This is a genomic window from Lentzea sp. NPDC006480 (genome assembly GCF_040611995.1).
Taxonomy (GTDB): domain Bacteria; phylum Actinomycetota; class Actinomycetes; order Mycobacteriales; family Pseudonocardiaceae; genus Lentzea.
In genome coordinates this window covers 1-26,150 of the sequence record NZ_JBEXPJ010000081.1, presented here as the reverse complement: position 1 = coordinate 26,150, position 26,150 = coordinate 1, and the positions used below count along the sequence as shown (strand labels likewise).

20 protein-coding genes and 1 tRNA gene are annotated in these 26,150 nt (G+C 68.1%); 12 read left to right on the top strand and 9 right to left on the bottom strand.

The genetic code is table 11. From position 1 onward, the window contains the following. Window positions 1–17 precede the first annotated feature (17 nt). Both ABZX92_RS27645 and ABZX92_RS27640 read right to left on the bottom strand, forming a co-directional pair. The gene (locus ABZX92_RS27645) at window positions 18–674 is read right to left on the bottom strand and encodes a response regulator transcription factor (protein ID WP_355565290.1); all 657 of its coding nucleotides are present in this window, start codon (window positions 672–674) and stop codon (window positions 18–20) included. Beyond that, on the bottom strand, window positions 671–1,810 hold the full coding sequence (locus ABZX92_RS27640) for a sensor histidine kinase (RefSeq protein ID WP_355565287.1): 1,140 nt from the start codon (window positions 1,808–1,810) through the stop codon (window positions 671–673). The genes ABZX92_RS27645 and ABZX92_RS27640 overlap by 4 nt, the downstream gene beginning before the upstream one ends. A 201-nt stretch (window positions 1,811–2,011) precedes the next feature. On the opposite strand from ABZX92_RS27640, the gene ABZX92_RS27635 reads away from it, so the two are divergent. Then, the gene (locus ABZX92_RS27635) at window positions 2,012–2,458 is read left to right on the top strand and encodes a DUF6326 family protein (protein WP_355565284.1); all 447 of its coding nucleotides are present in this window, start codon (window positions 2,012–2,014) and stop codon (window positions 2,456–2,458) included. 326 nt (window positions 2,459–2,784) lie between these two features. On the opposite strand, the gene ABZX92_RS27630 is transcribed toward ABZX92_RS27635, so the two are convergent. Further along, window positions 2,785–3,138 (bottom strand): hypothetical protein, encoded by a 354-nt coding sequence (locus ABZX92_RS27630; protein WP_355565281.1) that lies wholly within the window; start codon window positions 3,136–3,138, stop codon window positions 2,785–2,787. A gap of 152 nt (window positions 3,139–3,290) precedes the next feature. Between ABZX92_RS27630 and ABZX92_RS27625 the strand changes: the two genes are divergently transcribed. After that, a complete protein-coding gene (locus ABZX92_RS27625; protein WP_355565278.1) occupies window positions 3,291–3,605 on the top strand; it encodes a hypothetical protein in 315 nt (104 codons plus the stop codon). A gap of 11 nt (window positions 3,606–3,616) precedes the next feature. After that, the gene (locus ABZX92_RS27620; RefSeq protein ID WP_355565275.1) at window positions 3,617–4,063 is read left to right on the top strand and encodes a DUF2690 domain-containing protein; all 447 of its coding nucleotides are present in this window, start codon (window positions 3,617–3,619) and stop codon (window positions 4,061–4,063) included. Here ABZX92_RS27620 and ABZX92_RS27615 read toward each other — a convergent pair. After that, the gene (locus tag ABZX92_RS27615; protein ID WP_355565272.1) at window positions 4,005–7,133 is read right to left on the bottom strand and encodes a BTAD domain-containing putative transcriptional regulator; all 3,129 of its coding nucleotides are present in this window, start codon (window positions 7,131–7,133) and stop codon (window positions 4,005–4,007) included. The two genes, ABZX92_RS27620 and ABZX92_RS27615, sit on opposite strands and share 59 nt — an antisense overlap. A gap of 99 nt (window positions 7,134–7,232) precedes the next feature. Here ABZX92_RS27615 and ABZX92_RS27610 point away from each other — a divergent pair, with 99 nt between their 5' ends. Together ABZX92_RS27610 and ABZX92_RS27605 are read left to right on the top strand one after the other, a co-directional pair. Continuing rightward, window positions 7,233–11,261 carry a hypothetical protein gene (locus ABZX92_RS27610; protein WP_355565270.1) on the top strand — a complete coding sequence of 1,343 codons (4,029 nt, stop codon included), beginning with the start codon at window positions 7,233–7,235 and terminating at the stop codon, window positions 11,259–11,261. A gap of 101 nt (window positions 11,262–11,362) precedes the next feature. Next, window positions 11,363–12,238, top strand: a complete 876-nt coding sequence (locus ABZX92_RS27605; RefSeq protein WP_355565268.1) for a hypothetical protein — start codon at window positions 11,363–11,365, stop codon at window positions 12,236–12,238. Between the two features lie 971 nt (window positions 12,239–13,209). On the opposite strand, the gene ABZX92_RS27600 is transcribed toward ABZX92_RS27605, so the two are convergent. Then, window positions 13,210–13,896, bottom strand: a complete 687-nt coding sequence (locus ABZX92_RS27600) for a TetR/AcrR family transcriptional regulator (protein ID WP_355565265.1) — start codon at window positions 13,894–13,896, stop codon at window positions 13,210–13,212. 59 nt (window positions 13,897–13,955) lie between these two features. On the opposite strand from ABZX92_RS27600, the gene ABZX92_RS27595 reads away from it, so the two are divergent. The 5 genes from ABZX92_RS27595 (at window position 13,956) to ABZX92_RS27575 (ending at window position 18,867) form a co-directional block, all read left to right on the top strand. Then, complete coding sequence (locus ABZX92_RS27595; RefSeq protein WP_355565262.1) at window positions 13,956–14,783, top strand: alpha/beta hydrolase; 828 nt, start codon at window positions 13,956–13,958, stop codon at window positions 14,781–14,783. Continuing rightward, window positions 14,780–15,670: an alpha/beta fold hydrolase gene (locus tag ABZX92_RS27590; RefSeq protein ID WP_355565260.1), complete on the top strand. Its 891-nt coding sequence runs from the start codon at window positions 14,780–14,782 to the stop codon at window positions 15,668–15,670. Before ABZX92_RS27595 ends, ABZX92_RS27590 begins: the two co-directional genes overlap by 4 nt. A 2-nt stretch (window positions 15,671–15,672) precedes the next feature. Beyond that, window positions 15,673–17,235 (top strand): FAD-dependent oxidoreductase, encoded by a 1,563-nt coding sequence (locus tag ABZX92_RS27585; protein ID WP_355565258.1) that lies wholly within the window; start codon window positions 15,673–15,675, stop codon window positions 17,233–17,235. Then, the gene (locus ABZX92_RS27580; RefSeq protein ID WP_355565256.1) at window positions 17,232–18,542 is read left to right on the top strand and encodes an amidohydrolase family protein; all 1,311 of its coding nucleotides are present in this window, start codon (window positions 17,232–17,234) and stop codon (window positions 18,540–18,542) included. Before ABZX92_RS27585 ends, ABZX92_RS27580 begins: the two co-directional genes overlap by 4 nt. Before the next feature lie 157 nt (window positions 18,543–18,699). After that, window positions 18,700–18,867, top strand: coding sequence for a hypothetical protein (locus ABZX92_RS27575; RefSeq protein ID WP_355565253.1), 168 nt, complete (start codon window positions 18,700–18,702; stop codon window positions 18,865–18,867). 519 nt (window positions 18,868–19,386) lie between these two features. On the opposite strand, the gene ABZX92_RS27570 is transcribed toward ABZX92_RS27575, so the two are convergent. Continuing rightward, window positions 19,387–19,459, bottom strand: a tRNA-Ala gene (locus ABZX92_RS27570). A 123-nt stretch (window positions 19,460–19,582) separates the two neighbouring features. Between ABZX92_RS27570 and ABZX92_RS27565 the strand changes: the two genes are divergently transcribed. Then, a complete protein-coding gene (locus ABZX92_RS27565; protein WP_355565250.1) occupies window positions 19,583–20,821 on the top strand; it encodes a phenylacetate--CoA ligase in 1,239 nt (412 codons plus the stop codon). Here the strand turns inward: ABZX92_RS27565 and ABZX92_RS27560 are convergent. From ABZX92_RS27560 to ABZX92_RS27550, 3 genes are read right to left on the bottom strand one after another with little or no spacing between them, the layout of a single operon-like run. Then, window positions 20,814–21,596: a thioredoxin domain-containing protein gene (locus ABZX92_RS27560; RefSeq protein ID WP_355565247.1), complete on the bottom strand. Its 783-nt coding sequence runs from the start codon at window positions 21,594–21,596 to the stop codon at window positions 20,814–20,816. The genes ABZX92_RS27565 and ABZX92_RS27560 overlap by 8 nt on opposite strands. A 46-nt stretch (window positions 21,597–21,642) precedes the next feature. Beyond that, window positions 21,643–22,929 (bottom strand): MFS transporter, encoded by a 1,287-nt coding sequence (locus ABZX92_RS27555; RefSeq protein WP_355565244.1) that lies wholly within the window; start codon window positions 22,927–22,929, stop codon window positions 21,643–21,645. A 50-nt stretch (window positions 22,930–22,979) separates the two neighbouring features. Further along, a complete protein-coding gene (locus ABZX92_RS27550) occupies window positions 22,980–23,789 on the bottom strand; it encodes a GNAT family N-acetyltransferase (protein WP_355565241.1) in 810 nt (269 codons plus the stop codon). Window positions 23,790–23,816: 27 nt separating this feature from the next. On the opposite strand from ABZX92_RS27550, the gene hrpB reads away from it, so the two are divergent. After that, window positions 23,817–26,150 (top strand): ATP-dependent helicase HrpB (hrpB, locus tag ABZX92_RS27545; protein WP_355565238.1); only part of this gene is annotated, 2,334 nt, incomplete at its 3' end.

Sequence of the window (26,150 nt, the reverse complement as noted above, 5' to 3'; positions counted from 1 at the left end):
GGAAACCTGCGTGCCCACTAATCGGCTCTTACGCGTCTGGTGTCGTATGCCCACATCGCGATCTCGACGCGGTTGCGGGCGCCGAGCTTGGTCATCAACGATGCGACGTGGTACTTGACCGTGCTCAGGCCGACGAAGAGTTCGGTGGCGATCTCGGCGTTGGTCCGGCCCCGTGCCACCAGCGCGAGCACCTCCGCCTCGCGCACGGTGAGCGGGTCGATGGGCTGGACCGGTACCACCGGCGCCTGGTCGGCGAAGGTCGCCAGCAGCCGCCGGGTGACGCTGGGGGCGATCAGCGCGTCCCCGTTGGCCGCCGCGTGGATGGCCTGCACCAGGAGCTCCGGCCCGGCGTCTTTGAGCAGGAAGCCGCGGGCGCCGGCGCGCAGGGCACCGATGACGTATTCGTCGAGGTCGAAGGTGGTGATCACGACGACCGCCATCGGGTCCGTCACGTCTGGCCCGGCCAGGCGTCGCGTCACCTCCACGCCGTCGAGCCCGGGCATCCGGATGTCGACGAGAAGGACATCGGGACGCAGCCGGGTCGCCAGGTCGAGCGCCGCGAGCCCGTCTGCTGCCTCCCCCACGACCTCGATGCCTGGTTGCGCGCCGAGGATCATCACCAGCCCGGTCCGGACCAGGTCCTGGTCGTCGGCCACGACAACACGGATGCTCATCCCAGCGCCTCCACCGGCAGCACGGCCTCGACCACCCAGCCACCATCGGGCCCCGGCCCCGCGGAGAGCGATCCGCCGAGGAGCTGGGCGCGTTCGGTCATGCCCAGCAGCCCGAACCCGAGCTGCTGGGCCGGCCCCGGCTCGGTCCGTCCATCGTCGCTGACACGCAGCCTGACGGCGTCGCCCTCCCGGCGCACGTCGATCCCGACGCGGGTCGCGCTCCTGGCGTGCCGTACGGCGTTGGTCAGCGACTCCTGCGCGAGCCGGTACAGCGCGGCGTCCACAGGTCGTGCCAGCCGGGTCAACGAACCGTGCAACGAGACCTCGACGGTGGGCGTCGCGTCGGCGCGCGCCAGAGCGGGCAGGTCCGCCACACCCGGCTGCGGTGAGTAGGCGACGGCTTCCTCCTCCCGCAGCACCCGCACCATGGATCTCATCTCCGCCAGGGTCCGCGACGCTTCGGACTCGATCGCCGCCAGGATCTCGGCGGCCTTCTCCGGCTGGATGCCGGCGACCACGCCACCGGCCTGCGCCTGCACCGCGATGGCCGACACGTGGTGGGCCACCGTGTCGTGCAGCTCTCGCGCCAGTGCCACTCGCTCCTGATTGCGGATCTCACGCTGTTGGCGGTGCCAGAGGTCCGCCCGGTAGCGGAACACCGCCGCGAGAGCGACGAACAACAGCAAGAGGACGCTCCCGCCGAAAACATCGGCCCAGCCCGCGGAGGAGGCGTACATCCCCAGCGCGACGACGACGGTCACGAACGCCGTCCCCACGACCATCTCCCGTCCAGAGCCCCACCGCACCAGGGAGTAGAGCAGGATCAGCACGGCCATCGGGGAGTAGAGGCCGAGGTCCCCGGTGTGCGCAGTCAGCTGGAGGACCGAGAGCAGACCGACGACGCCCCACCCGGCCACGGCGGCCATCAGGGGGCGGGCCCGCCGCCAGAGCAGGGCAGGCATCAGCGCCAGGGCGAGCACCGTCACCAGGGGTTGCCACGCCAAGCCCGGCCGAGCGATGCCCTCGACCAAGGCGGCGGCCGCGACCACGCCCACCAGCAGCCAGTCGAGCCGGCCGATGGGTGGGGAGTCAGCAGGCCGCGGCTCACACCAGATGGAGCGCCAGACAGTGACCACGGCTCCAGCCTAGGGATCGGCGTGCCTCGGCGTACCAGCCGAAAGAACAGGAGAGAGACCATGCCATCGGCCAGGCGAACCCCAGCCTCCGGGCCGGGGTGCCCGCCGCCGGGCTCAGCGATCGTGAACCTACCGATCTTCACGACAACAACGGAGCCCCTGATGAGAACACGTCACCCCGCCACCGCCACGCTGGAAGACGTGCGGATCCCGGTGAGAGCGAAGCTCGCCGCAGCGTGGACGAGCTTCATGTTCCTGTACGCCTACGTGGACATTCTCAACTTCTTCACGCCCGGCGTCATCAAAGACATCCTCAACGGCAAGGTGTTCGAGTTCGATCTCTCCCAGACCTTTTCGACCACGGCGCTGACCCTCATGGCCATCCCGATCTTCATGGTCGTGCTGTCGATGACGCTGCCCGCCAGGGCGAACCGCATCACCAACCTCACCATCGCCTCGCTCTACCTCCCCGTCACGGCGTTCAACGCGGTGGGCGCGTCCTGGCTGTACTTCTACGGCCTTGGCATCGCACTGGAACTGATCCTTCTCGCCCTCATCGTGCGGTATGCCTGGACCTGGCCCCGGACCGCACCGTCGGCGGCGACCAGCCCGGACCGTGAAACCGTTCGCGCCCAACAGGAAGCGTGACCCCAAGAGCAGCCCGCGCGTCCGGACCTACCCCGCACGTCACGGAAACGAAGCCGCACAACGAACCTGGCCGCCCTCACACCACTGGCGGGATGGTCACACCGCAGAACCGAACGCTCGCAATGGAAACGTCCTGGTCCGCGGCGACCCGGCAAACACAAAGTACCGACTGTGAAGGCGCACAGCGCCTGAGCCTGCGGGGGTCGTCCCCAGAAGATGTGAGAATCGCCCGAAGTAGTTCAGTGGCCATCGCGGCACCGCAGACCAGATTCTGGCCGTCGAGCCGACAGCAAGTCGTCGAGTCCTGGACACGGGTGGTCAGCACGTCAGCCGAGTGCTGTGGTGACCACCCTGTCCAGCTCACGCACGTGCAGCTTGCCGCCAGGCGGCTGCACGCCCTGCACGAAGCTCGGGGACTTGCCACCGTTGTTCCACTCCCGGATATCCGGCCATCGACCGTGCACCATCCACTGTGGATCGCCCTGGAACGTCGCGGGCCGTGCCAGCAGCAGGCGCGCTGCCGCTGCTGCGCGAGCGTGCGCCGGACACGGACGAGTGGGCGCGGGAGGCACGCGACCAGCACCGCGGTTGACGAAGCCCGGTGTCGGGCGCATCTGGTCGGGCGTCCCGACCGCGGCCGGTGCCCGATGGTGGTAGTTGATCGTCTCCGGCCGCTTCACACGCGACCCACCCGCTCGCCGTCCGTGATCAACGAACAACGCATTGCAACTACTCACAGGCCGGCAGCGTGATCAACACCGTCAAGGTCGGTTCAAGGTTTCCTCCCAGACGCGCCGCGGAGACTTTGGGCGTTCCCGAAAGGACGGTCTCGATGAAGAACTCACTGCGCGCAACACTGGTCGTCGCAGGCACGGCGCTGGCGGTCCTGACCACCGCGATACCCGCGCTGGCGGGTAACAGCGATCCGCTGGCGCCCATGAGGGCAGGCGGCAGCCTCACCTATGTCTGCAACAACCTCTGGGGCGTCGGCGACTGGTTCACCGTCGGCGCGAACGACGGCTACACGCACCAGTACCGCGTCGACAACGTGTACGACAACACCCACGAGACCAGGCTCGACCTGGCCGTGTTCACCGGAGACAGCCCCTACCGACGCGTCGGCGACGTCTCCGTCTACTGCCTGTGAAGGGGCTGATCATGAGGTTTGGCAAGACTCTCACAGCGGTGCTGTTCACCGTCGCGGCCTTCATCGGGCTGGCGTCGCCCGCGTCGGCGGCCGACCGCAACGGCGACTGGTGCGGATACCAGTGCGACGGTCAGGATCCGAGTTCCTATGTCTGGCATGGTGCGGGCGGTCCGTCCAACTGGCACAACTGCAGCGACAGCGCGGAGCAGGCCGGCAGCGCCTACGGCGCCGGCTACGCGGTCGAGCTTCGGTACAGCAGGATCTGCGAGACCGTGTGGGCGCGAGGCACGCAGGGTGGCTGGGTCGAGCGACAGGACGGCGTGACCGCCAGTTTCAGCAGCGACAACAGTGCGCCGGGGGCGGTCCGGTGGTCCGAGATGCTCAACGACCGCAGCCTGGTCAGCCGGGCATGCGTCCACGTTTCCTTTGGTGGCGACGTGTGTACTCGGTGGTACTGACCAGGAGGGCTGTCGCCTGGGTCTCGCCCAGGCGATAGCCGGTCTCGCGATGGACGGCCAGCGCCTCACGTGCGATGTCCTCGGCGCGTGAGGGGTCGCCGAGGGCCAGGTGCACGGCGGCCAGCGTGGTCATCGCTTTTCCCTCCACCGCACGGAATCCGAACCTCCGGGCGCAGGCGAGGGCCGGTTCGATCTCCGCAAGGGCGCCGTCCGGCCTGCCAAGGGCCAGCAGGGTCTCGGCCAGGCCGGTGTGCGCTTCCGCGACCGCACGATGATGGCTGGTGCGCGCCGCGAGAGGCAGGGCGTTGCGGTGGTGGACGGCCGCTTCCTCGTGGCGGCCCATCATGTGCACGACGAAGCCGAGGACGTTGAGCCCGTCGGCCTCCAGCCGGTGATCACCGATCTCGTGCGCGATGGCGTAGGCCACCGTGGCGTGCTCCAACGCTTCGACCTCCCGTCCAGCATCCAGGTGTGCGCAGGCCAGCACCTCCATGGCGATGGCCTCGGCCGGGCGTTCGCCGACCTGGCCGAACAGGCTGAGGGCCAGGGTCGCGTATTCCAGTGCCTCAGGCACCTTGCCCAGATCACGGTGGAACGCGGCCAGGTTCACCAGCGCGACGCCTTCGCCCAGCATGGAACCCATGTCACGGAACAACGTCCGCGACTGCGCGGCATAGTCGGCGGCCTTGGCCAGCGCGCCGATCTTCCAGTGCAGCTGGGCGAGGTTGTTCAGGTTGATGGCCTGACCGCCGACCTTCCCGGCCACCCGGTTGATCTCCAGTGCCTCGTGTAGCCGGTCGGCCGACCGCGCCGGGTCGGAACCCACGACCGCGAGCCTGCTCAACGCGTCGGCCTGGCCCTCCGGCCAGTCCGCCAGACGGCTCAGGTCAAGCGCCGTCAGATACTCCTGCTCCGCCACGTCGAACGCACCCGTGTTGTAGTGCACGCAGGCCAGGTTGAGCTGGACCGCCGCCTTCGCCTGGAAGTCGCCATGCGTTGCGGCAGCGGCGAAACCCGCCTGCGCCACGGCGAGACCGTCCACGTTGTACCGGCGGATCTCCAGGTACCCGCGCAGGGTGTCGGCCAGCGTCCACGCGATCCAATGAGGTCCGTGTGCCGCGGTATGCACCACGGCAGCGACCAGGTTGGCTCGTTCGGCTTCCAGCCAGGCCAGTGCGGCGGTGTGGTCGGCGAAACCGGGAGTGCCGGAAGCGAGCGGCAGGCGCAGCTTCTCCGGGTAGATCAGGTCCACGGCGGCACGGGCGATGTGCAGATACCGGGTGAACAGCCGCTCCAGCGCGGATTCTCGTTCGCGGAGGCTGTCCTCGTCGTGCGACCGGTCGTTCGCGTAGAGCCGGAGCAGGTCATGGCACGAGTAACGGCCCGGCACCGGGGAATCGACCAGGTGCGCGGCGGCCAACTGACCGAGCATCCTGGCAGCGTCGGCCGGTGTGGTGCCGGCGAGCATCGCCGCGTCGGCGGCCGTGATGTCATGCCCCGGGATCAGCCCGATGCGCCGGAACAGTTGCCGTGACTCGGGTTTGAGCGCGCTGTAGGACAGGTCGAACGCGGCGCGCACGGCATGCTCGTCGCCTTCGATCTCCAGTGCGGCCAACCGGTTGCCCGCCAGGAGCTCGCCGACATAGTCCGAGATGACACGGCTCGGGTCGTTGCTCAGGCTCGCGGCGGCGATTCGCAGCGCGAGCGGCAGATAGGCGCACAGCCGGGCCAGTTCGGCGACAGCTTCGGGTTCCGCGGCGACGCGCTCGTCGTCCAGCACCTGTCGCAACAACACCAGAGCTTCTTGCGGGGTAAGGACATCGAGTGCGATCCGGCGCGCGCCGTCCTTGGCGAGCAGGCCGTCGAGCCGGGTGCGACTGGTGACCAGCAGGAAACAACCGGGACTGCCGGGAACCAGCGGACGGACCTGCTCCGGGCTCGCCGCGTTGTCCAGCACGATCAGCAGCTGCTTCTCCGCCAGCAACGAGCGGTACAGGCCTGCCGCTTCCTCGATGTCGACGGGGACCTGCGCGGCGGACACCCCCAGCGCGCGCAGGAAACGGGCGAGCACGTCGATCGGCGCAAGCGGCGGGGCGCTGGCCGAGTGGCCTTGGAGGTTCACGTACAGCTGGCCGTCGGGGAACCGGTCGCGGACCCGATGCGCCCAATGCACGGCCAGCGCGGTCTTACCGACACCAGCGGTGCCCGCGATCGCCGAGATCACGACCGTGGTCCCGTCCTGGCACAGCAAGGAATCCAGCAGCGCCAAGGCGGCCGAGCGACCGGTGAACGCGGCGACACCGGCCGGGAGCTGCGCTGGTCGCGGCGAGCTCGGGATGACCTCCGGCGCGGCGTCGGAACGCAGGATCTCCAGGTGGGCCGCCCGCAGCTCGGGGCCGGGCTCCACGCCGAGCTCGTCGACGATCCGCGCTCGGGCGTCGGCATAGCAGGTCAGAGCCTCGGCCTGCCGCCCGGCGCGGTGCAGCGCCAGGACGAGCCTGCCGGTCAGCGGCTCGGCCAGCGGGTACTCGGGCACCAGCGCGGACAGGTACTCGACCACGCGCGTGTGCCTGCCCAGCCGCAGGTCGAGGTCGGCCAGCGCGACGACGGCGCTGAGCCGTTGCTCGGCGAGACCGTCGCGGATCCTGCCTGCCCAGTCACCGGCGATGTTCTCCAGCGGGGTGCTCCGCCACAGCTCCAGAGCGTCCCGGAGCACCGCGGCGTGCTCGTCGTCATCGGCCGCCCGGCCGCGCCGGACCAGCTCCTGGAACCGGAACACGTCGACGCGTTCCGGCGCGAGATCCAGCACGTAGCCACCGGACTCCCGGCGCAGCGGCACCCCGGCCGGTTGCAGAGCGCGACGTAGGCGGGTGACGTAGCTGTAGAGAACGCTGCGCACCCCGGCGGGCGGTTCCTCGCCCCAGACCCGGTCGATCACCATCTCGGTCGGCACGACTCGACCAGGCGTGAGCAGCAACGCCGCGAGCACGCACCGCTGCTTGGCAGGCCCGAGGTCGATCCGGTGCCCGGACACCCACAGCTCGACCGGCCCCAGAACCCGAAACTCCACCGTCGCCCCCAGTAGTGACTGTGGGCAGTCAACCAGACCGGTGCTGTCGTCAAGGTCGATTCAAGGTTTCCGCCCAGATCACCCGCCAATGCTGCGGGCGTGAGAACAAGAAGGCTGGGCAAGGCCGCCGCCGTGGTGTCGGCGCTGGCGCTGATGTTGTCGCTTCCGGTGCCCGACGCGGCGCCGGCACAGGCGGCCGGGCAGGTGGGGACGGGGGTGGATCTCGCAGCGGTCGACCCCGGCTGGTGGCGCGGCACCGATCTGATGGTCACCGGGCAGGGTGACAGCCGCGGTTACCACCTCTACCTGGGCCGGGAGCGGGAGAAATATGCGTTCCGGCCGTTGGCGAGCATCCAGCCGGGCGGCTACGACGCCGACGAATGGCTCGGCTACCAGTGCGTCACCGGTGACCGCAGCACCGTCGCCGTCACGCTGCTGCCGAGGGGCGCGGTGAACAAGCCGGTGCTGCGGGACCGCGGCGGGCTGTCCTATCTGGTCGACATCGCGACCGGGAAGACGCGACCGGTCGCCAAGGGCGTCGCCTTCAAGTACCACGCCACCGGGTGCGGCGCCGGCTCCGAGGTCGCGCTGCTGCGTCACCTCGGCGACGATCAGGCACGGACCGAACTGCTCAAGGTCGACGCACGCACCGGCGTCACGGCCAGGGCAGGCACCGTGGCCGGACAGCTGACCTCGGCCGTTCCGACCCGCGACGGACTGCTGGCGTTGCGCGGCAACGGTGTGGTGCGGATCAACGGCGACAGCGAGCCGACCGTCCAAGCCACTGTGGATGGTGAGCCGTTCCGGCTGACCTCGGGCCCGGACGGCGCGGTCAACGTGCTGGTGAAGAAGCCGGACGTGGTGGAGTTGCAGGAGTTGCGCGGCACGTCGTTGCGACTGCTGGGCTCCGGCGCGAACACCAGGCTGTTCGCCGGCGCGGACGGGCGCAACACGGCGTTCGGGCTGGTCAGGAGCGAGGCCGGGGCGAGCAGGGTGGCCACGCGGCTGTCCGGTGACCGGGTCGAGACCACCAGCATCGAGGGCAAGGTGGCGCTGGCGAGCACGAGACCCGGTGCCGCACCACAGCTGTTCGCCACGGCCAGCGGTGTGGCGGTGAAGACCGACCTGTCCGATGACATCGCGCCGGTCGTCACCCGCGCCGTGCCCGCCGGCGACGGCGGAACGGCCGAGCCCAAGGCCATGGCCGCCGCTCCCACGCCGACGTGTGCGGTGCCGCGCAACGATCCGCGCCGCCAGGCGTTCGGCTCGAGCCCGGAGCAGTCGAACTGGGCGGTCGAGATGGCCAGTCGCAACCTCATCGGCTCCGCCTACACCCGGCCCGCCAACCACCACGCCACCGGACTGCCCGCGTTCGCCCCGAGCAACGACTTCCCGGTGCCCAGCCTCTATCCGCACGGCGGGTTCATCCCGCCCGCGGTGATGAACGGTGTGCTGGCCCAGGAAAGCGCCTACAGCCACGCCTCCTGGCGGACGCTGCGCGGCTCCGGCGGCAACCCGTTGATCGGCGACTACTACGGCGCGGGCGGCACGCTCGACGACATCGACTACGGCAAATCCGACTGCGGGTACGGCATCGCGCAGGTCACCACCGGCATGCGAGCCGACGACACGTCCATCAGCGCGAACGGCAAAGCCAAGATCGCGACGGACTACGCGGAGAACATCCAGGCAGGCCTCGGCATCCTCGCCGACAAGTGGAACCAGGTCGTGTCCGCCAGGATGTTCCAGACCACCCAGTCGTGGCCGGAGCGGGTCGAGATGTGGTACCTGCCGCTCTGGGCCTACAACACGGGCATCAACCCCGGCCCGAAGACCGGCAACACCACCGGCTGCACACCGGGCCCGTCGTGCACCGACGGCAGCGGCAACTGGGGCCTCGGCTGGACCAACAACCCGATGAACCCCGACTACCCGCCGAACCGGGACGTGTTCCTCCGCGCGACCTACGACGACGCGCGGCACCCGTCTGACTGGCCGTACCAGGAACGCGTGCTGGGCTGGGCGGAGACGCCGATCCAGATCCCGTGGGGACACTCGGCCTATCCCAAGGTGACCGCGGGCCCCGGTGGCGACGCGGCCAAGCCGATCACCTATCCGAACCGGATGTCCTTCTGCACCACCGCGAACTACTGCGACAAGCAGAACGACGGCCGTGGCTCGTGCGCCCGGCCCGACTTCCACTGCTGGTGGCACTCGTCCGTGCCGACCTGTGAGGACAACTGCGCCCGGTCGGACTTCACGCAGGGCACCAACGCACCTGAACCGAGCGCGGCCAACCCGTGGGCACCCGCCTGCGACTCCGACCTCGGCCCCAGAGCGGTGATCGTCGACGAGCTGGCGGACCCGAACGCGAACCTGTTCTGTCCACAGCGGAACTGGCAGAACGCCGGCACATTCGCCTACACCGTCGGCGAGAAGAACGGCCAGCAGGTCGGCGCGATCGACTTCCACCAGGCGGCCACCGGCTTCGGCGGGCACACGTGGTTCGCGGGCAACCAACGTTCCGGCGACGGCCCGCACCTGGTGACCGGCACCTGGACTCCGAACAACCTCGCCGCGGGCACCTACGTCGTGCGGGCGCACGTCCCGGTCGCGGGCGCGTCGGTCAGCTCGGCGGTCTACCAGGTCACCACGGCCAACGGCGAGGTGAAGCAACGGGTGATCAACCAGCACGAGCACTACAACCACTGGAAGAGCCTCGGCATCTACCAGCTCGGGCCGAACGCCAAGGTCAGCCTGAGCAACGTCACCCGCGACGACACCGAGCCGGACGTGGGCACGGTCGCGTTCGACGGCATGGCGTTCGTCCCGGTGACCGGGCGCCCGGTGGAGGAAACCATCGACGCCTATGCCTACTTCGACGAGAACCAGAACCTGGACACCACCTGGCCTGCGAGCTGGGTCAGCTCGCCGCTCACCGACAGGCAGTCCGCCTACCAATGGGCGGCCGACAAGTCCAACGCGGTGATCGGCGGCAGGACCTGCCCACCGAACCAGCCGGCGCCGGACTGCGTCGCGTTCCGCACCTTCACCGCGGCACAACAGTGGCACGACAACGTTTTCGACGCGGGCACCGACCCGGTGAACCATCCACGGGGTCAATCCATCCCGCAGTGGCTGGGCTTCTCGAACAAGGTCGGGTTCCGCCCGACCGGCACCACGAAGCCGCCGCTGTTCGACACCGACGACACCGCCTACAAGATCAGGAGCCGGGTCACCATCACCTATGTGGTCGGCGCCGACGGCAAGATCGTCGACGGCAGCGCGGACGCCTCCTACGACCACCGCACCGGCGACACCGAACTGCCGTTCTTCGTCAGGGACTTCATCCAGGCGGCGTCCACCGACTACGGCCTCGACTTCCCGAACCTGAACTACAGCACCACGAACCTGAACATCTACGACCACCACGCAAGCTCAGCCGACCCGCAGTACGACGGCATCCTGCCCGGCCGTGCCTTCCGGTTCGCCGGCAAACGGCCGGTGGTCACCGACTACGCCAACGCCCCGGTTCCGAGCGGCGGCTCGTGCGTCGCGACGTTGTACGCCTCCGGCGGCATGATCGGCTACCGGCCCATGCTCGGGGTCGGCTACGTGTCCACATCGTTCCAGGGCTGGGCGAAACGCCTGCGGGCGGCGCCGAACGTGCCCAGTCGGGTCGCCGACGTGGCCGACGAGATCTACAACATGTTCTTCAAGGCAGGCACCGCGGGCTCGTTGTTCAACCAGGCGCCGCCGATCTGGCAGGAGCTGAGCCTGCGCGCCTGCGCCGACGGCACAGTCACGCCGCTCGGGGCGTTCCAGAACTACCCGATGCTGCGGTCGAGCTACATGCCGGACCAGTACCTCTACCGCAACGGGCAGGCCATCGAACTCGACGGCAGGCCACGCACCTCAGCCGGGCCGGTAACCCGCGGCGACTTCAAGAGCTTCAGTCGAATCCCGCCTCGGGGTGACACGCCGTTCGCCGACTGCGACACCACTACCGATCACGCGGGCAATCCCTGGGGTATGTCGCCGGGGACCCAGACGGCCGGGTACGAGCCCGACGGGGTGCACTTCTGCCTGGACAAGTCGATCAAGCTGGATCCTGACCACAGCGGCTGACGGGCGGCCCGGTCGCGGAGGCGCGTCCTCCGCGACCGGCCCGTTTCACCATTGACACTATTTGAAAGTAACGTTCCGTCGCGTCCGCCCGATTCACCACCATGGCAGCTCACCGGCTCCGAAGTGCATATACGGCACTCGCGACTGCGGTCGTCGTCAGCCTGCCGATCACTGCGTGTGATGATCCGCCCAGCCCTACGACGACCGCCGCGCCTCCCCCGCCGGGCACCTCGGTCGCCGCGCCCGCCGATCCGCTCCCGCCGCTGAACCTGAGCCAGTTCTGGATTCAGAGCCCCGGATGCACGGCATTCGAGCAGGACATCAGGCCGCAGCCCGCGGACGTCGCCAACCTGGTGAAGGTGTGCAAGCGGAGTAACACGAATCTGCGGCTGGTGAACATCAGCCCGACATCCGTGCGCCTGACCTACTCGTCGATCCTCACAACGGTCACCTACGAGAAAGGCCTGCACCTCACGGACGGCCCCATCACCAAGTTGATTCTCGAACAGGCAGGGGCCGATGCTCTCGAGGTTCCCGGCCAGTGGCTGCTGCTGCCCAGCGGCGATTCGGCCGTGGTGACACTGGCGGCCGCAACCGTCCAGCTTCCTACCGTGGCTGCCGACGCGCCGCACGGCACCAAGGCCTTCAACGCCAGGACGCTCGGTTCACTGATCGAACAGCTGCCGTGGGACCAGATCGGCAAGCTGAACGGTGTGACGGCCAAGGCCGTGGCGTGCGTAGGCGGCGCGGCTGCCGCCGCAGAGAAACAGGATGCCCTGTTCGATGCCTACGTCAACGTGGCTCCCGACTGCTTCTCCATGGTCGAGGAGATCACGAAGGCGTGGAATGAGCGTGCTACCCGCCCTCCGAGCAACTCGGTGCTGCGCTCAGGGATCTCCAAGGCCGCGGCGGGCGGGACGGAGATCGCCACCAAGATCAAGCGGATTCCCCCGGCGCTGCTCCACTTCCGCTTCTGAAGTGCGCAGTAACCCCTGATCGACTTCCAAGTCAGCTTGCGTTCAAGAAGCATGAATTTCGGACTGCTGCGCGGACGAGATCGTCGCGCCCTGGATGTGCGAACCGATGACCCGTAGCCCACCTGGGTGCCGTCGAACACGGACGGGCGGTGATCGTCGCGGCGACCCCGGTCAGGTGCCCGGACCGTCGCGATCAGACCCGGCTTGACCTTCCATGGGTGCGGCACAGCCGCAAGACCTGGCTCATCGCCGGCGGCGCACCCGAGATCGCACTCCGACTACTCAACGACCTGCAGCGCCGGTGGCACGAAGCCGACCTCAACGTCAAAGCACACCCGACAGCACCTTGGCCATCCGAACGCCACGTCTCCAGACCACTTGCCACATAACCAATCCCGCTGCCCTCACACCGTCAGGGAGGGGCGCGACGATCACGCAGTCCAGCGACCAGCACACCGATCAAGCCGGAGAATCCTGCTCCAGAACTGCTCCACAGGGGCACCACAACACGATCAAAAGACGATCATCCAAGATCAACCCAGAACAGCAGAAAACCCGCCTGAACAGCGAATTCGCCAGATCAGACGGGCTCTACTTCAAGTGGAGCTGAGGGGACTCGAACCCCTGACCCTCACACTGCCAGAATGATCCACAAAGGACTCTTACCAGCGAAAACCCAAGTTCCCCAGGAAATGCAGTGTCGTTGAGTGCCATTCAGCGCCGTTCGGTGACGTCCAACTCCTTGCCGTGCTCCAGTTTCGCTCCACCACGTACAGTGTGAGACTCGCGCGACGTAACACGAAGCGCCTGCAACACAAGGGTTACAGAGCATCGACACCAACGTGGACACTTCGCCACACAAGGCTACTCCCGCCGCCATCAAAGTGCTGCCACGTCGGCCCCACGTTCTGTCCGCCCGAGCAGACTGTGCTGATCACTGATCTACGAGCCGGACTTCGACCGGAGCCAGCTCAACGGGCGTGCAGCTGGCGCAGGCCGTTGATGATCAGTTCCAGCCCGAAGGCGAACTCGTCCTCCAGCGGCACGGGCAACGAGTCCGCGACCGTGAGAGTGGCCGGAAACTCGGCGGACGACAGCTCGTGGAAATACGTCGACACCCGCTCTTGCTCAGCCCCGTTCCCGGAGCCGCCGAGCTGGATGGCAAAGCCGAGGACGTAGCGCGCGAGGGTCGCGTAGGCGCGCGCCGCGAGACTCGGAGACAGCCCGCCGTCGAGCAGGACGGCCAGGCAGCGTTCCCGCAGCATCATCGCGTTCGGGCCGATCGGCGTCTCTTCGATCAGCAAGGGTGCGACCTTGCGATGCTTGCCCAGCGTGTCGAACATCGTCTGGGCGAGCGCCTGACAGGCCTGGTCCCAGCTCATCTCCGCAAGAGCGCCGGAATCGAGTTCGACCTCGCCGAGAACGCGATCGACCACGTGACCGATCAGCACCGCCCGGTTGGTGAAGTGGCGGTACAGCGTGGCCGTGCCGGACTCGAGCCGTTGCGCGAGGCTCCGCATGGACAGGGCCTCAGCGCCTTCCTCGTCGACGAGCTGCAACGCCGTTGCGAGGATCCGGTCCAGCGGGACGGCGGGACGGCCACGTGAGCGCCGGGTGGATTCGGTGCCGTCGGCGGCAGGCAAAGACGAACTGGTCACACACATCAGTATCACCTCCGGTTGACACCTCCTACAATAATGGCAACACTGTAGCCATTATGAAGAGCAACCACACTCCCGCCTCCGACACCGAGATCGTCTCGGTGGACGGCCTGCGCGTTCACTACAAACGAGCAGGTCAGGGACCAACGGTGGTGCTGCTGCACGGCAGCGGGTCGTCGTTGGAGGGCTTCGAACGGGTGGCGGCGCTGCTGTCGTCGTCCTACGACGTGATTCGCCCGGACCTGCCGGGATTCGGGCGGACGGGGCCGCGACCCGACCGCGACTACCGCGTCCGGACGTACGCGCGAACGGTCGCCGACTTCATGACCGCGTTGCACGTGCCGCACTTCGCGGTGGCCGGGAACTCGTTGGGCGGCAACATTGCGTGGAACCTGGCGTTGGACGCCCCAGAGCGGCTCAACGGGCTGGTGCTCGTCAACGCCACCGGCTATCCGGAGAAGTCACTGCCCGCCGGGTTGAGACTCGCTCGGAATCCGCTGCTGCGCCCGGTGTTGCGGCGATGGCTCCCGCGCGGCGCGACCGAACGAGGGCTGCGTGAGGCGGTCGGCCCGAAGTCGTCGATCGTGGACGACGCCATGGTGGACCGGGTGTACGCGTTGACGAGTCGCCCGGGGAACCGGTCTGCGTTCGTCGACTTCGCCAACACCGACCAGCCGGACCGCAGCGGCGAGATCACGCGGATCAAGGTCCCGACGCTGGTGCTGCGCAGCGCCGAGGTCGACGGGCAGCATTTCGCCCGCGACATCCCCGGCGCCCAGGAGCGCGTGCACCCCGACGGCGGGCACCTGCTACCGGAGGAGTACCCGGACTGGGTGGCTGCGGCGATCGCCGAGTTCCTGCCCGCGAAGGAGGAGCGGCGATGAGGTACTTCGTCGCGTCCGATGAGGACATTCGACTCGACGCGACAACACGGCGCACACTGCGCGGCAGTTACGTCGAGCTGTCCGACGGTGTGACGCACTACGAGCTGGCCGGTCCCGAAGACGGCGCACTCGTCGTGCTCGTCGGCGGCATCACGATCCCGCTGTTCTACTGGGACAGGACCGCCGAGCAGCTGCACTCCCAAGGACTGCGCACCCTGGCCTACAGCGCCTACGGCCGCGGCGGTTCCGACCGGGTGCGCGTTACCTATGACGAGGCGTTGTTCGTCCGGCAACTGGCCGAACTGACTGCGGCCCTGGGTCTCACACCACCGTGGCACGTGGTCGGCACGTCGATGGGTGCGCTCGTCGCGATGGCCTACACGAACCGATATCCCGAAGCGGTGGCCACGCTCACCGTCGTCGGGCCGGCCGGCCTGGACCGACATCCCCTGCCGCAGCGGTTGCTGCGCAACGACTTCCTGAGCGGGTTCGTCGCCAGGCGCTTCGGCCGCAGGTTGCTGGAGGGGCACCTCGGGCACAACGTCCGCGACCCAGCGCTGTCCGCCGAGCTGGTCGCGATGGTGCGCGACGCCTACCGGTGCGAGGGCTCGCTCTACTCGTTCTTCCAGACTCTGCAGGACTTCCCGTTGTACGAGCGGCAGGAGCTCTTCCGACGGACGGGCGAGCTGGGAATCCCGGCCCTGCTCGTGTGGGGCGACGACGACCAGGTCACCCCGATCACCCATCTCGACACCGTCACCAAGCTGCTGCGGCCACGACAGACACACGTCATCACCCAATGCGGCCACATGGCCCCCTTTGAACGGCCTCACGACGTCAGCGATCTGCTCGCCTCGTTCGCCGTTCCCCACCCAGATCGGCTCTGACCATGAACGACCCCAACACCTCCCGAATCATCGACTTGCTGATCGCCGGTGCCGGCCCGACCGGCACCACGCTGGCGATCGACCTCGTGCGCCGCGGCGTGAACGTCCGCGTCATCGACAAGGCCCCGCACTCGTTCGAAGGCTCACGCGCCAAAGGCATCCAGCCGCGGACACTCGAGGTGTTCGACGACCTCGGCACGATCGACGAGGTCCTCGCGGGCAGCAGCGACTACCCGCGCCTGGGCATCCACCTGGGACCGGTCGCCGCACCGTGGCGCATGTTCCGCAACCGCGATCGCACCGCCGACGTTCCCTACCCGAACACCCGGCTGATTCCCCAGTACCGCACCGACAGCGTGCTGCACGACCGGCTCGAGCAGCTGGGCGGAAAGGTCGAGTACGGCCGGAAACTCGTCGAGTTCGTGCAGGACAGCAGGTTGGTCACCGCGACGGTGATCAGGGACGGCGACATCGAGAAGATCACGGCACGTTACCTCGTGGGAGCCGAAGGCGGTTCGAGCACCGTGCGCAGCCAGCTCGGCCTGAGCTTCCTCGGCACGACCGACGAACAGGACCGGATGCTGATCGTCGACGCGGTCACCACCGGTCTGTCCCGCGATCGCTGGCACATCTGGCCCGGCGTGAAGGGCCGGTTCGCAGGCGCCTGCCCGCTGCCGCACAGCGACCTGTTCCAGTGGATGATCCGTCTGGCGCCGGACGAGGAACCCCCGGTGGGAGTGGAGGCGATCACCCGGCGGATCCAGGCGCACACCCACAACCGGAACATCGAAGTGCACGACATCCGCTGGCGGTCGGTGTTCCGACCCAACATCCGCCTGGCGGAGGCCTACCGGCGCGGACGGGTCTTCCTCGCCGGCGATGCCGCGCACGTGCACACCCCCGCCGGCGCGCAGGGCCTCAACACCGGCATCCAGGACGCCTACAACCTCGGCTGGAAACTCGCCCAGGTCCTCGCCGGAGCCGACCCGCGGCTGCTGGACAGCTACGAGGCCGAACGCCTGCCGATCGCCGCAGGTGTGCTCGGCCTGTCCACGCAGAAGTACGAAGGCATCGCGAAGCTCGACCCGTCGAGCCTGCGCCGCGGCAAGGACGAGCAGCAGTTGTCACTGACCTACTACGGCGGCCCGCTCGCACCCACCGACTGCGACCGCACAACGACACTGCAGGTCGGCGATCGTGCGCCGGACGCCGAACTGCTCGGCACGGACGGCACACCGGTGCACCTGTTCGACACCTACCGGGGTCCCCACTTCACCCTCGTCGCCTACGGCCCGAATGCCGCCGCTACGAGCGATGAACTCAACTGGCCGGACACGGGTGCGCCGCTGCGGCGTGTCGTCGTCGATGCCGACGTCAAGGCCGACCACGTGCTCACCGATTCTCGGCACGACTTCCGCCACATCTACGGGCTCAAAGAGGACACCCTGCTGCTCATCCGTCCCGACGGCTACATCGGGCACATCGCCACCCGGAACTTCCTCACCTCGATCCAGACCACAGCCCGCGCGCTGACACCCGTGGCCCAGCAGGAGACCGCACGATGACCCGCATCCTGCTGCGCGGCGCGCAGGTGATCACCATGGCGCCGCACCGTCCCGACGCCGAACGCTGCGACGTCCTCATCGACGGCGACCGCATCGTCGGAGTTGGCGACGACCTCGACGACACCGGTGCGGAGATCGTCGACGTCACGGACCGGATCATCATGCCCGGCCTGGTCAACGCCCACCTGCACACCTGGCAGACCGCGCTGCGCGGCGTGGGCGTCGACTGGACGCTCGCGGACTACCTCGGTCGCATGCACGGCGCCGTGGCCAAGCACTACCACCCGGAAGACATGCGCGTCGGGACGTTCGCCGGCGCGCTGAGCCAGCTCGACCGCGGCACCACGACCCTGGGCGACTGGTGTCACAACACGCCCACGCCCGGACACACCGACGCGGCGATCGACGGCCTGCTGTCGTCCGGCATCCGCGGGGTCTTTCTGCACGGCACCCCGTATTCCGCCGCCGACGCGGCCCACCCCGTGAGTGAGATCGACCGGCTGCTCGACGGCCCGGCCGGCACCCACGCGTTGCTGACCTTCGGCTTGGCCGTCCGCGGCCCGCAACTGTCCACTCCGGACGTCGCGGTCACCGACTTCCGCGCGGCAGCCGAGCGTGGAATCGTCGTTTCGATGCACCAGAGCGGCGGAGTGCCAGGCCCGGGGTGGGAGGCGGTGAGGGCGGCCGGACTGCTGAGCCCTTCGACCAACGTCGTGCACGGCGCCGGACTCACCGACGAGTGGATCAAAATCCTGGTCGACGCGGGAGCGACCGTGACGTGCACACCGGAGAACGAGCTCGGCCAGGGCCACGGCTCCCCCGTCACCGGACACCTGCTCCAGCTGGGCGCCGCGCCGTCACTGGGCACCGACACCGACGCAGTCACCCCCGCTGACGTCCTCTCCGCCGCCCGGATCGCGCTCGCCCACCAGCGCGGCCGCGACCACGACCACCGGCGGCAGACCACCGGCGCGTTCTCCCTCACCGCGACGATCACCGCCAAACAGGCGCTGGCCTGGGCAACGGTCGAAGGCGCCCGAGCGCTCGGCCTGGACGACCGCGTCGGCAGGCTCGAAGCGGGCATGCAGGCCGACCTCGTCGTCATCGACGGCTCCGCGCCGAAGCTGTGGCCGATCACCGATCCGGTCGCGACGGCGCTCTACGCGAGTTCCGGCGACATCGAGGCGGTCATGATCGCCGGACGCTGGCGCAAACGACAGCACACCCTCGTCGACGTCGACCTCGACGCCCTGCGAGAACAACTCCAGGAATCCGCGGACCACCTCCTGCCCAACCTCGTGGACTGACCGCTGTTGTGCGCCTGCTAGCGCCTGTTCGCGGTGCCGGTGACCAAGTCACCGGATTTCGTGACGACATACGAGATCCGCACGCCGCTCCGGAGTTGGAAGGTGAACGTGGTTCTCTCTGCCTGAAGTGACCACAGGGGTTGCTTGCGGTGGAAGGATGTCGGTGCTCTGGATGAAGAGCACCGATGCCTCCAACGCCGGGGTAGAGCTCTACGCGGCGATCCGCCGGGTTGCCCGTGCCGGGCTGTCCGGGCGTGCGTTGGAACGCAAGTACGGCGTCGGGCGGCGCACAGTGATCATGGCGGCGGCGTCGGCCTGGCCGTAACCGCGCAAGAAGCCGCCGCCGCGGCCGTCGTCCGGTGCCGCCCCGGCCAGGACTGACATTCCACGGGCTACGGCACAGCCACAAGACCTGGCTCATTTCCGGCGGTGTGCTCCTGAGATCGCCCAAGCCCGCCGACTCGGCCACCACCTGCCCAACCGCGTCACCGAGGTCAACTCCCACGTCGCCCCCGAAGTCGAACTCCGACTCCTCAACGACCTACAACGCCGCTGGCACGAAGCCGACCTCAACGTCAAAGCACACTCAACAGCACCATGGCCAACCGAACGCCACGTGTCCGGACCGCTTGCCGCGTAACAAAGCTATGCCCCTCACACCGTTAGTGAGAGGGGCGCGACGATCACCCAGGCCAGCGACCAGCACGACGATCAAGCCGGAGATTGCTCTCCAGATCTGCTCCATAGGGGCACCACAACACGATCACCGAAGATCAACCCCAGAACAGCAAGAAACCCGCCTGACCAGCGAAAATCGCTTGATCAGACGGGCTCTCAATTCAAGTGGAGCTGAGGGGACTCGAACCCCTGACCCTCACACTGCCAGTGTGATGCGCTACCAGCTGCGCCACAGCCCCTTGAAGGTCCACGTTCTCGGCGGGTTTCCCCGTCGTTCTCGTGTGGCAATACCGTACATCAAGAGGTCCACGAGATAAAAATCGGGGGTATCCAAACCCCATTCAGGCTGGTAGGACCGGGTGATGACCGCCGGAGCGCCGTTCGACCCGAAGATCGAGTGCATGGACCCCGAGGCCCGTCGCGAGCTGCAGGAACAGCGCCTGCGGGGCCTCGTCGACAGGCTTCTCGGCACGGACAACTTCCAGGGTCGCAAGATCAGGGAAGCCGGGGTGACGCGCGGCACAGACGTCACGCTCGACGAGATCCACCTGCTGCCGACGATCAGCAAGCAGGACCTGTGGGACCACTACCCGTTCGGGCTGCGGATCGCGCCCGAGGAAGAGATCGTGTGCGTGCACGGGTCGTCGGGCACCGGGGGGCGGCCGACGCTCATTCCCTACACCGCCAACGACATCGAGATCTGGGCCGAGGTCATGGCCAGGGCTCTGCAGGGGGCCGGGGCCACCACGAGATCGACCATCCACAACGCTTACGGCTATGGGCTTTTCACCGGCGGGCTCGGGGTGCATCACGGCGGCCTCAAGCTGAAAGCCACGGTCATCCCCATGTCGGGTGGCATGACGGAGCGGCAGATCAGGCTCATCGAGGACCTGAAGCCGGACATCCTTTGCTGCACACCGTCCTACGCGCTCAGGCTCGCGGACGACCTGCAGGAAACCAGCATCAAGGTCGGCATCTTCGGCGCCGAGCCGTGGACCGAGGAGATGCGGCAGGAGATCCAGCAGCGACTGAACATCAGGGCGCTGGACATCTACGGACTGTCCGAAGTGATCGGTCCCGGTGTGGCGTGCGAATCCCTTGACTCCGAAGGGCTTCTGAACATCGCCGAGGACCACTTCTACCCGGAGACCGACCAGGGCGAGCTCATCTTCACCACGCTCACCAAGACCGGCATGCCGCTGCTGAGGTACCGCACGGGCGACATCGCAAGCCTCCACGGCCCCGCCGGCCAACGCACGCTCAGGCGAATGAGCAAGCTCAAGGGCCGCAAGGACGACATGCTCATCATCCGCGGCGTCAACGTCTTCCCGACGGAGATCGAGGCGGTCGTCCTGGAACACGCGAGCCCGCACTACCTGATCGTCGAGGACCGCCGCACGACCACGGCACAGCTGCACGTGGCGGTCGAGTCCACACAGGACATCAAGCGGAAACTGGGCCAGGACCTCAAGGAACGACTGGGCATCACGTGCCAGGTCCACGTCCTCGAACCCGGGAAGCTGCCGCGCACGGAGCAAGGAAAAGCACAACGCCTGGCCCGATGGACTCAGGGCCAGGCGCCGATCGACGGACTCACTTAGTCAGGTCGGACAACCAGTTCTTGTTGTCGAGGTCGACGAGCTTGCCACCCGAAGCGACGCTGGGCGTGCCGCGGAAGCGGCCCGTCTCAGGATCCTTCAGCACCGGGTCGTTGCTGGTCTGCGTCATCAGCTCGTCCAACGAGGACTTGTAGGTGTTGTTGCGCACGCAGGACTCGAAGCCGGACGACGTGATGCCGAGGTCCTTGCCCAGCTGGATGAGCTGGTCCGCGGTGTAGCCCGCTTCGCCTTCCTCCGGCTGGGCGCTGAACAACGCCCCGTGGTAGGCGTTGAACTTGCCCTCGTCGGCCACGCACAGGCCCGCGTTGGCCGACAGCGAGGAGTAGCCCGCGGGCTTCGAGAGGCGGTCCAGCATCGGCAGGATGTGGTAGCGGAGCTTGATCTTGCCGTCCTCGACCGCCTTCTTGATGTCGGCGCCGTAGGTCTTTTCGAACGTGCCGCAGATCGGGCAGAGGAAGTCCTCGTACACGTCGACCGTCACGCCGGCGGAATCCTTGCCGACCAGCACGGTGTTGCCGTCGCGCACGGCGGGCGCCGAGATGATGTGGTCGGCCGAGGTCTGCGGGATGGCGCCGGTCGCGGACGTGGACGGCTTCATCTGTTGGAAGACGACGTAGCCGATGACGGCCAGGGCGAGCACCGCCACCACGGCGATGCCGGCGATGACCTTGGTCCGGTCGGAACCGGAGCTCCTAGCCTGGGCCACCGCACGCGCGGCCTGCTTCTTCTTCCGCGCATTGCGCTCTGCTCCACCCACGGCGACGAGGGTAGCGACACAAACTAAAAGAAAGCTGAGTACGCAATCACGCTTCCGGGTGGCGTGGCTTGCCGCCCACCCGCGAACCGGTCGGGATCTCGGCGCTTTCGTCGAGGCAGCCGCACTCCGACGCCACCGCGGCGGCCGTGTGCTCCTCCTCGTGTGTGGGCAGGGTCTCGGGCGCGACGAACCAGAAGCCGACCGCGAGCAGCAGTGCCAAACCGGTGATGGCGAACGACGCTTCGAAACCGAACGAGTCGGCCAGCAACCCGGCGCACATCGGGCCGATGATCGCGCCCAGGTCGGTCACCATCTGGAAGCCCGCGAGAACAGGACCGCCCTTGCCCTTGGCGCCGATCACGTCCGCCACCACGGCGTTCTGCGGCGGGTTCAGCAGGCCGGCACCCATGCCCGCGACCAGCGACAACGCCATGAACGTCCACATGTCACCGGAGAAGCCCATCCCCACCGTCGCAAGGCCGCTCACGATCAGCCCGGCGATGGCGACCGGCTTGCGGCCGCGGGTGTCGGCGATCTTGCCGGACAGGAACAGCATCGAGGCGTTGCCGGCCGCGAACACCGACATCGAGATGCCCGCCACGGCCGCGCTGTGGTGCAACGCCTCGATGACGAACACCGGCACCAACGAGATCCGCACGCCGAACACGGCCCAGCCGTTCGCGAACCCGGAAGCCAGCGCGGCCCGGTAGGTCGGGTGCAGCACCGCCTCACGCACCGACATCGGCACGTCGGTGTTCGTCTTGTCGAGAGCAGCGAGAGTCGAACGACGCAGGAAGAACCAGACCACGAACGCCGCGAGGCACAGCATCGCGCCGTACGACACGAACGGCACCCACAGCCCCAAAGGCACCAAACCAGCGCCAACGATCGGCCCGCACACGTTGCCGACGAGGAACCCGGCCGCCCACAGCCCGGACGCGCGGCCACGCATCGGCGCCGGTGTGATGCGAATCAAGAGGCCCAGAGCGGCCACCGTGAACATCGTCGACCCGATACCGGCCAACGCACGCCACCCCAGCATCTCGGGGTAGCTCGACGAGAAGCCGGACAACGCCGTGCCGAACGCGACGATCAGGATGCCGACGATGTAGACGCGAGGCTCGCCGAACTTGTTGACCAACCGGCCGCTCACCGGCGCGAAAGCCAGCCGCACGAAAGCAAAAGTGCTGATCAGAGCTGCAACAGCGGTATGCCCGACGCCGAACGACGCCGCGTACACCGGCAGCACGGGCGCCACGATCCCGAACCCGATGGCGATGATGAAGCTCGCCGCGACCAGAACCCAGACCTCGACCGGTAACCGCTCGCGCACCAGACCTCCCTTAGCCCTGCTAAGGATATGTCACGCGGCAACTAAATAACTCAGTCGAGCAGCTCATCCACTCTGCGTACATATGCCGTTACGGGATACGCCGCGACGAACCCGCACGCCTCGGCGAACCGCTCTCCCGGACCCTCGTCGACCTGCGAAGCGACCAACGAAGCACCGGCGGAACGCAGAGCCGCCGCAGCAGTCACCACCAACGACCGCCCAACGCCCCGACGCCGCCGCGCCGGCCGTACGACGCACTGCTCGACCAGCCCCACACCGCGCTCGGCGAACCCCGACACGAATCCGCCGATCCGATCGCCGTCGTCCACCACCAGCAGCAAACACCGCGGATCGTCCAGTCGATGCCCGAGCCACTTGGCCAATCGCGCCCGGTTGCCCACGAGCTCGTCGGACAGCAGCTCGACGATCCCCGGCAGATCCGCGTCAACAGCCCGTCTGACCTCCGCAGACGCCGAAGCACGCCCGCGATGGACCACGGTCAGGAGCTCCTCGACCGCGTACCAGCCGGAGTCGTCCGCGATCCCCTCGATCTCGTCCACGGTCGTCGGCGACGCGTAGACAACGGCCTCCGCACGCCCCACGTCCGCGAACGTCTGCTCGAGCTGCAGCAACGTCGACGCGACCTCCACCGACGTCCCGTCCAGCGCGCAGCCGAAGTTCCCGGACGGCAGCGGGTTCTCGCGGTTGATCACCACCGCCGCACACCCGACCCGGCCGACCTTGCCGTACCGCACGGCGCCGGACGCCAGCCGAGCCCCTTCGACGAGGATCGCCAGTGACCGCGACTCGTACGGGTCGAGCAGCTCCGGGTCGTCGGGATCGCGCAACGGGTCAACCATGACACCAACCCTGACACACTGAACGACGTGCACCTGCCCGATCTCCCGGTGAAGTCCGTCCTACCGGAACTCCTCAAAGCCCTCGACGACCACGGCTCAGCCGTTCTCGTCGCCCCACCGGGCACGGGCAAGACCACGCTCGTCCCGCTGGCACTCGAAGGCCACCTCGAAGGCAAGGTCGTCGTCGCCGAGCCGCGCAGGATCGCCGCGCGAGCCGCCGCCGCACGCATGGCGAGCCTGCTGGGCGAACCCGTCGGCCACACCGTCGGCTATTCGGTCCGAGGCGACCGCAAGACGAGCAGGCACACCCGCATCGAGGTCGTGACCAGCGGACTCCTGGTCCGCAGGCTCCAGCACGACCAGGAGCTGAAGGGCGTCGGCACGGTCCTGCTGGACGAGTGCCACGAACGCCATCTCGACGCCGACCTGCTCCTCACCCTCCTCCTGGACGCCAAAGCAGGCCTGCGCCCGGACCTCAAGCTCCTGGCGACGTCCGCGACCGTTGCCGCACAACGACTCTCCGACCTGCTCAACGCGCCGGTCCTGCACACCGAGTCGCGCATGTACCCGACGGAGATCACCTACGTCCCGCCCGCCCGCAACGAGCACATCGAGACCACCGTCGCCAGAGCCATCAACAAAGCTCTGTCCGAAGTGGACGGCGACGTGCTCGCGTTCCTGCCCGGCGTACGAGAGATCAACCGCACGGCGAGCATGCTCAACGCGGAAACCGTGATCCTGCACGGCCAGCTCAGCGCCCAGACCCAGGACGCGGCCCTCAAACCCGGCAAGCACCAACGCGTGGTGCTCGCCACCAGCATCGCCGAGTCCAGCCTCACCGTCCCCGGCGTCAGAGCGGTGGTGGACGCCGGGCTGGCCCGAGTGCCACGAGTCGACCACCGGCGAGGCCTGGCCGGTCTGACCACGATCCGCGTCTCCCAAGCCGTCGCCGAGCAACGCGCCGGCCGAGCCGGACGTGAAGCCCCTGGCCGGGTCTATCGCTGCTGGCCGGAGCACGAGCACTCCACGCTCCCCCGCTACCCAGAGCCGGAGATCCGCACGGCCGACCTGACCAGGCTCGCCCTGGAGCTCGCGGTCTGGGGCACCCCGGACGGTGAGAACCTGAGCTGGTGGGACGCCCCGCCGGAAGGCGCCCTCAAAGCAGCCCAGGAAACCCTGAACGCCATCGGCGCCCTGGAACCGGACCGCCGCGACAAGATCGCCAGCGTCGGCCTGCACCCCAGGCTCGGCCGCGCGCTCATCGACGGCAGCGAACTGGCCGGTAACCGCACGGCAGCCGAAGTCGTGGCACTGCTGGACGACAGCTCGCACCCCAGCACGGACGACCTGGCCACGGCGTTGAAGAACCCGGGCAAGTGGCGCCAGGAAGCCAAGAAACTCGAAAAGCTCGGCACCAACCCACATGGCAACGGCGACCCGGCGCTGGTGGTCGCCCTCGCCTACCCGGAACGCCTCGCGAAACGCAGGTCCAAGAACAGCAACGTCTACCTGATGGCCAACGGCACGGCCGTCGAACACACGAACTCGCACAACCAGTGGCTGGCGGTCGCGATCGCCGACCGCGAACCGGGCAGCAAGCACGGCCGCGTCCGCCTCGCCGCCCCCGCCGACGAAGACCTCGCCGTCACCGCCGCCGCAGCGCTCGTCCACACGGAGGACGACATCCGCTGGAACGGTGACGTCATCGCGAACAGCGTCCGCAAGCTCGGCGCGATCACCCTCGACGAACGCCCGCTCAACGACCTCGCCAAGTCGCAGCAGGCACTCCGCCTCGGCCTCGAACAAGAAGGCCTGCAACTGCTCAAGTGGACCGATGCCGCCAAACGCTTGCGCGAACGCATGGCTTTCCTGCACCGCACCCGCGACTGGCCGAGCGTCGACGACGAGAACCTGATCCGCGCGATCGACCTCGGCAAGGCCAAGAAACGCGGTGACCTGGCCAAAATCGACACCGTCACCCTGCTGCGAAACCTGCTGCCGTGGCCGGAAGCGGCGGAGTTCGACCAGCTCGCGCCGGAACGCATCGGCCAGGGCAAGGTCGACTACACGGGCGACGAACCCGCTCTCCACGTCCGCATCCAGGACGCCATGAAGTGGGCCGACACGCCGAAGATCGCGGGAGTTCCGGTGGTCGTGCACCTGCTCTCCCCGGCAGGCCGTCCCACCGCCGTGACCAGCGATCTGAGGTCCTTCTGGCGCAACGGCTACCTGCGGGTGCGCAGTGAGCTGAAGGGCAGGTATCCGAAACGGTTCGCGCAGCTGGTCCTGCTCACGCCGTCACCGTGCTATGTGGACGATGGCGACTACCGCGGCGGCTTCAGCCGCGAGGACGTCGACGAG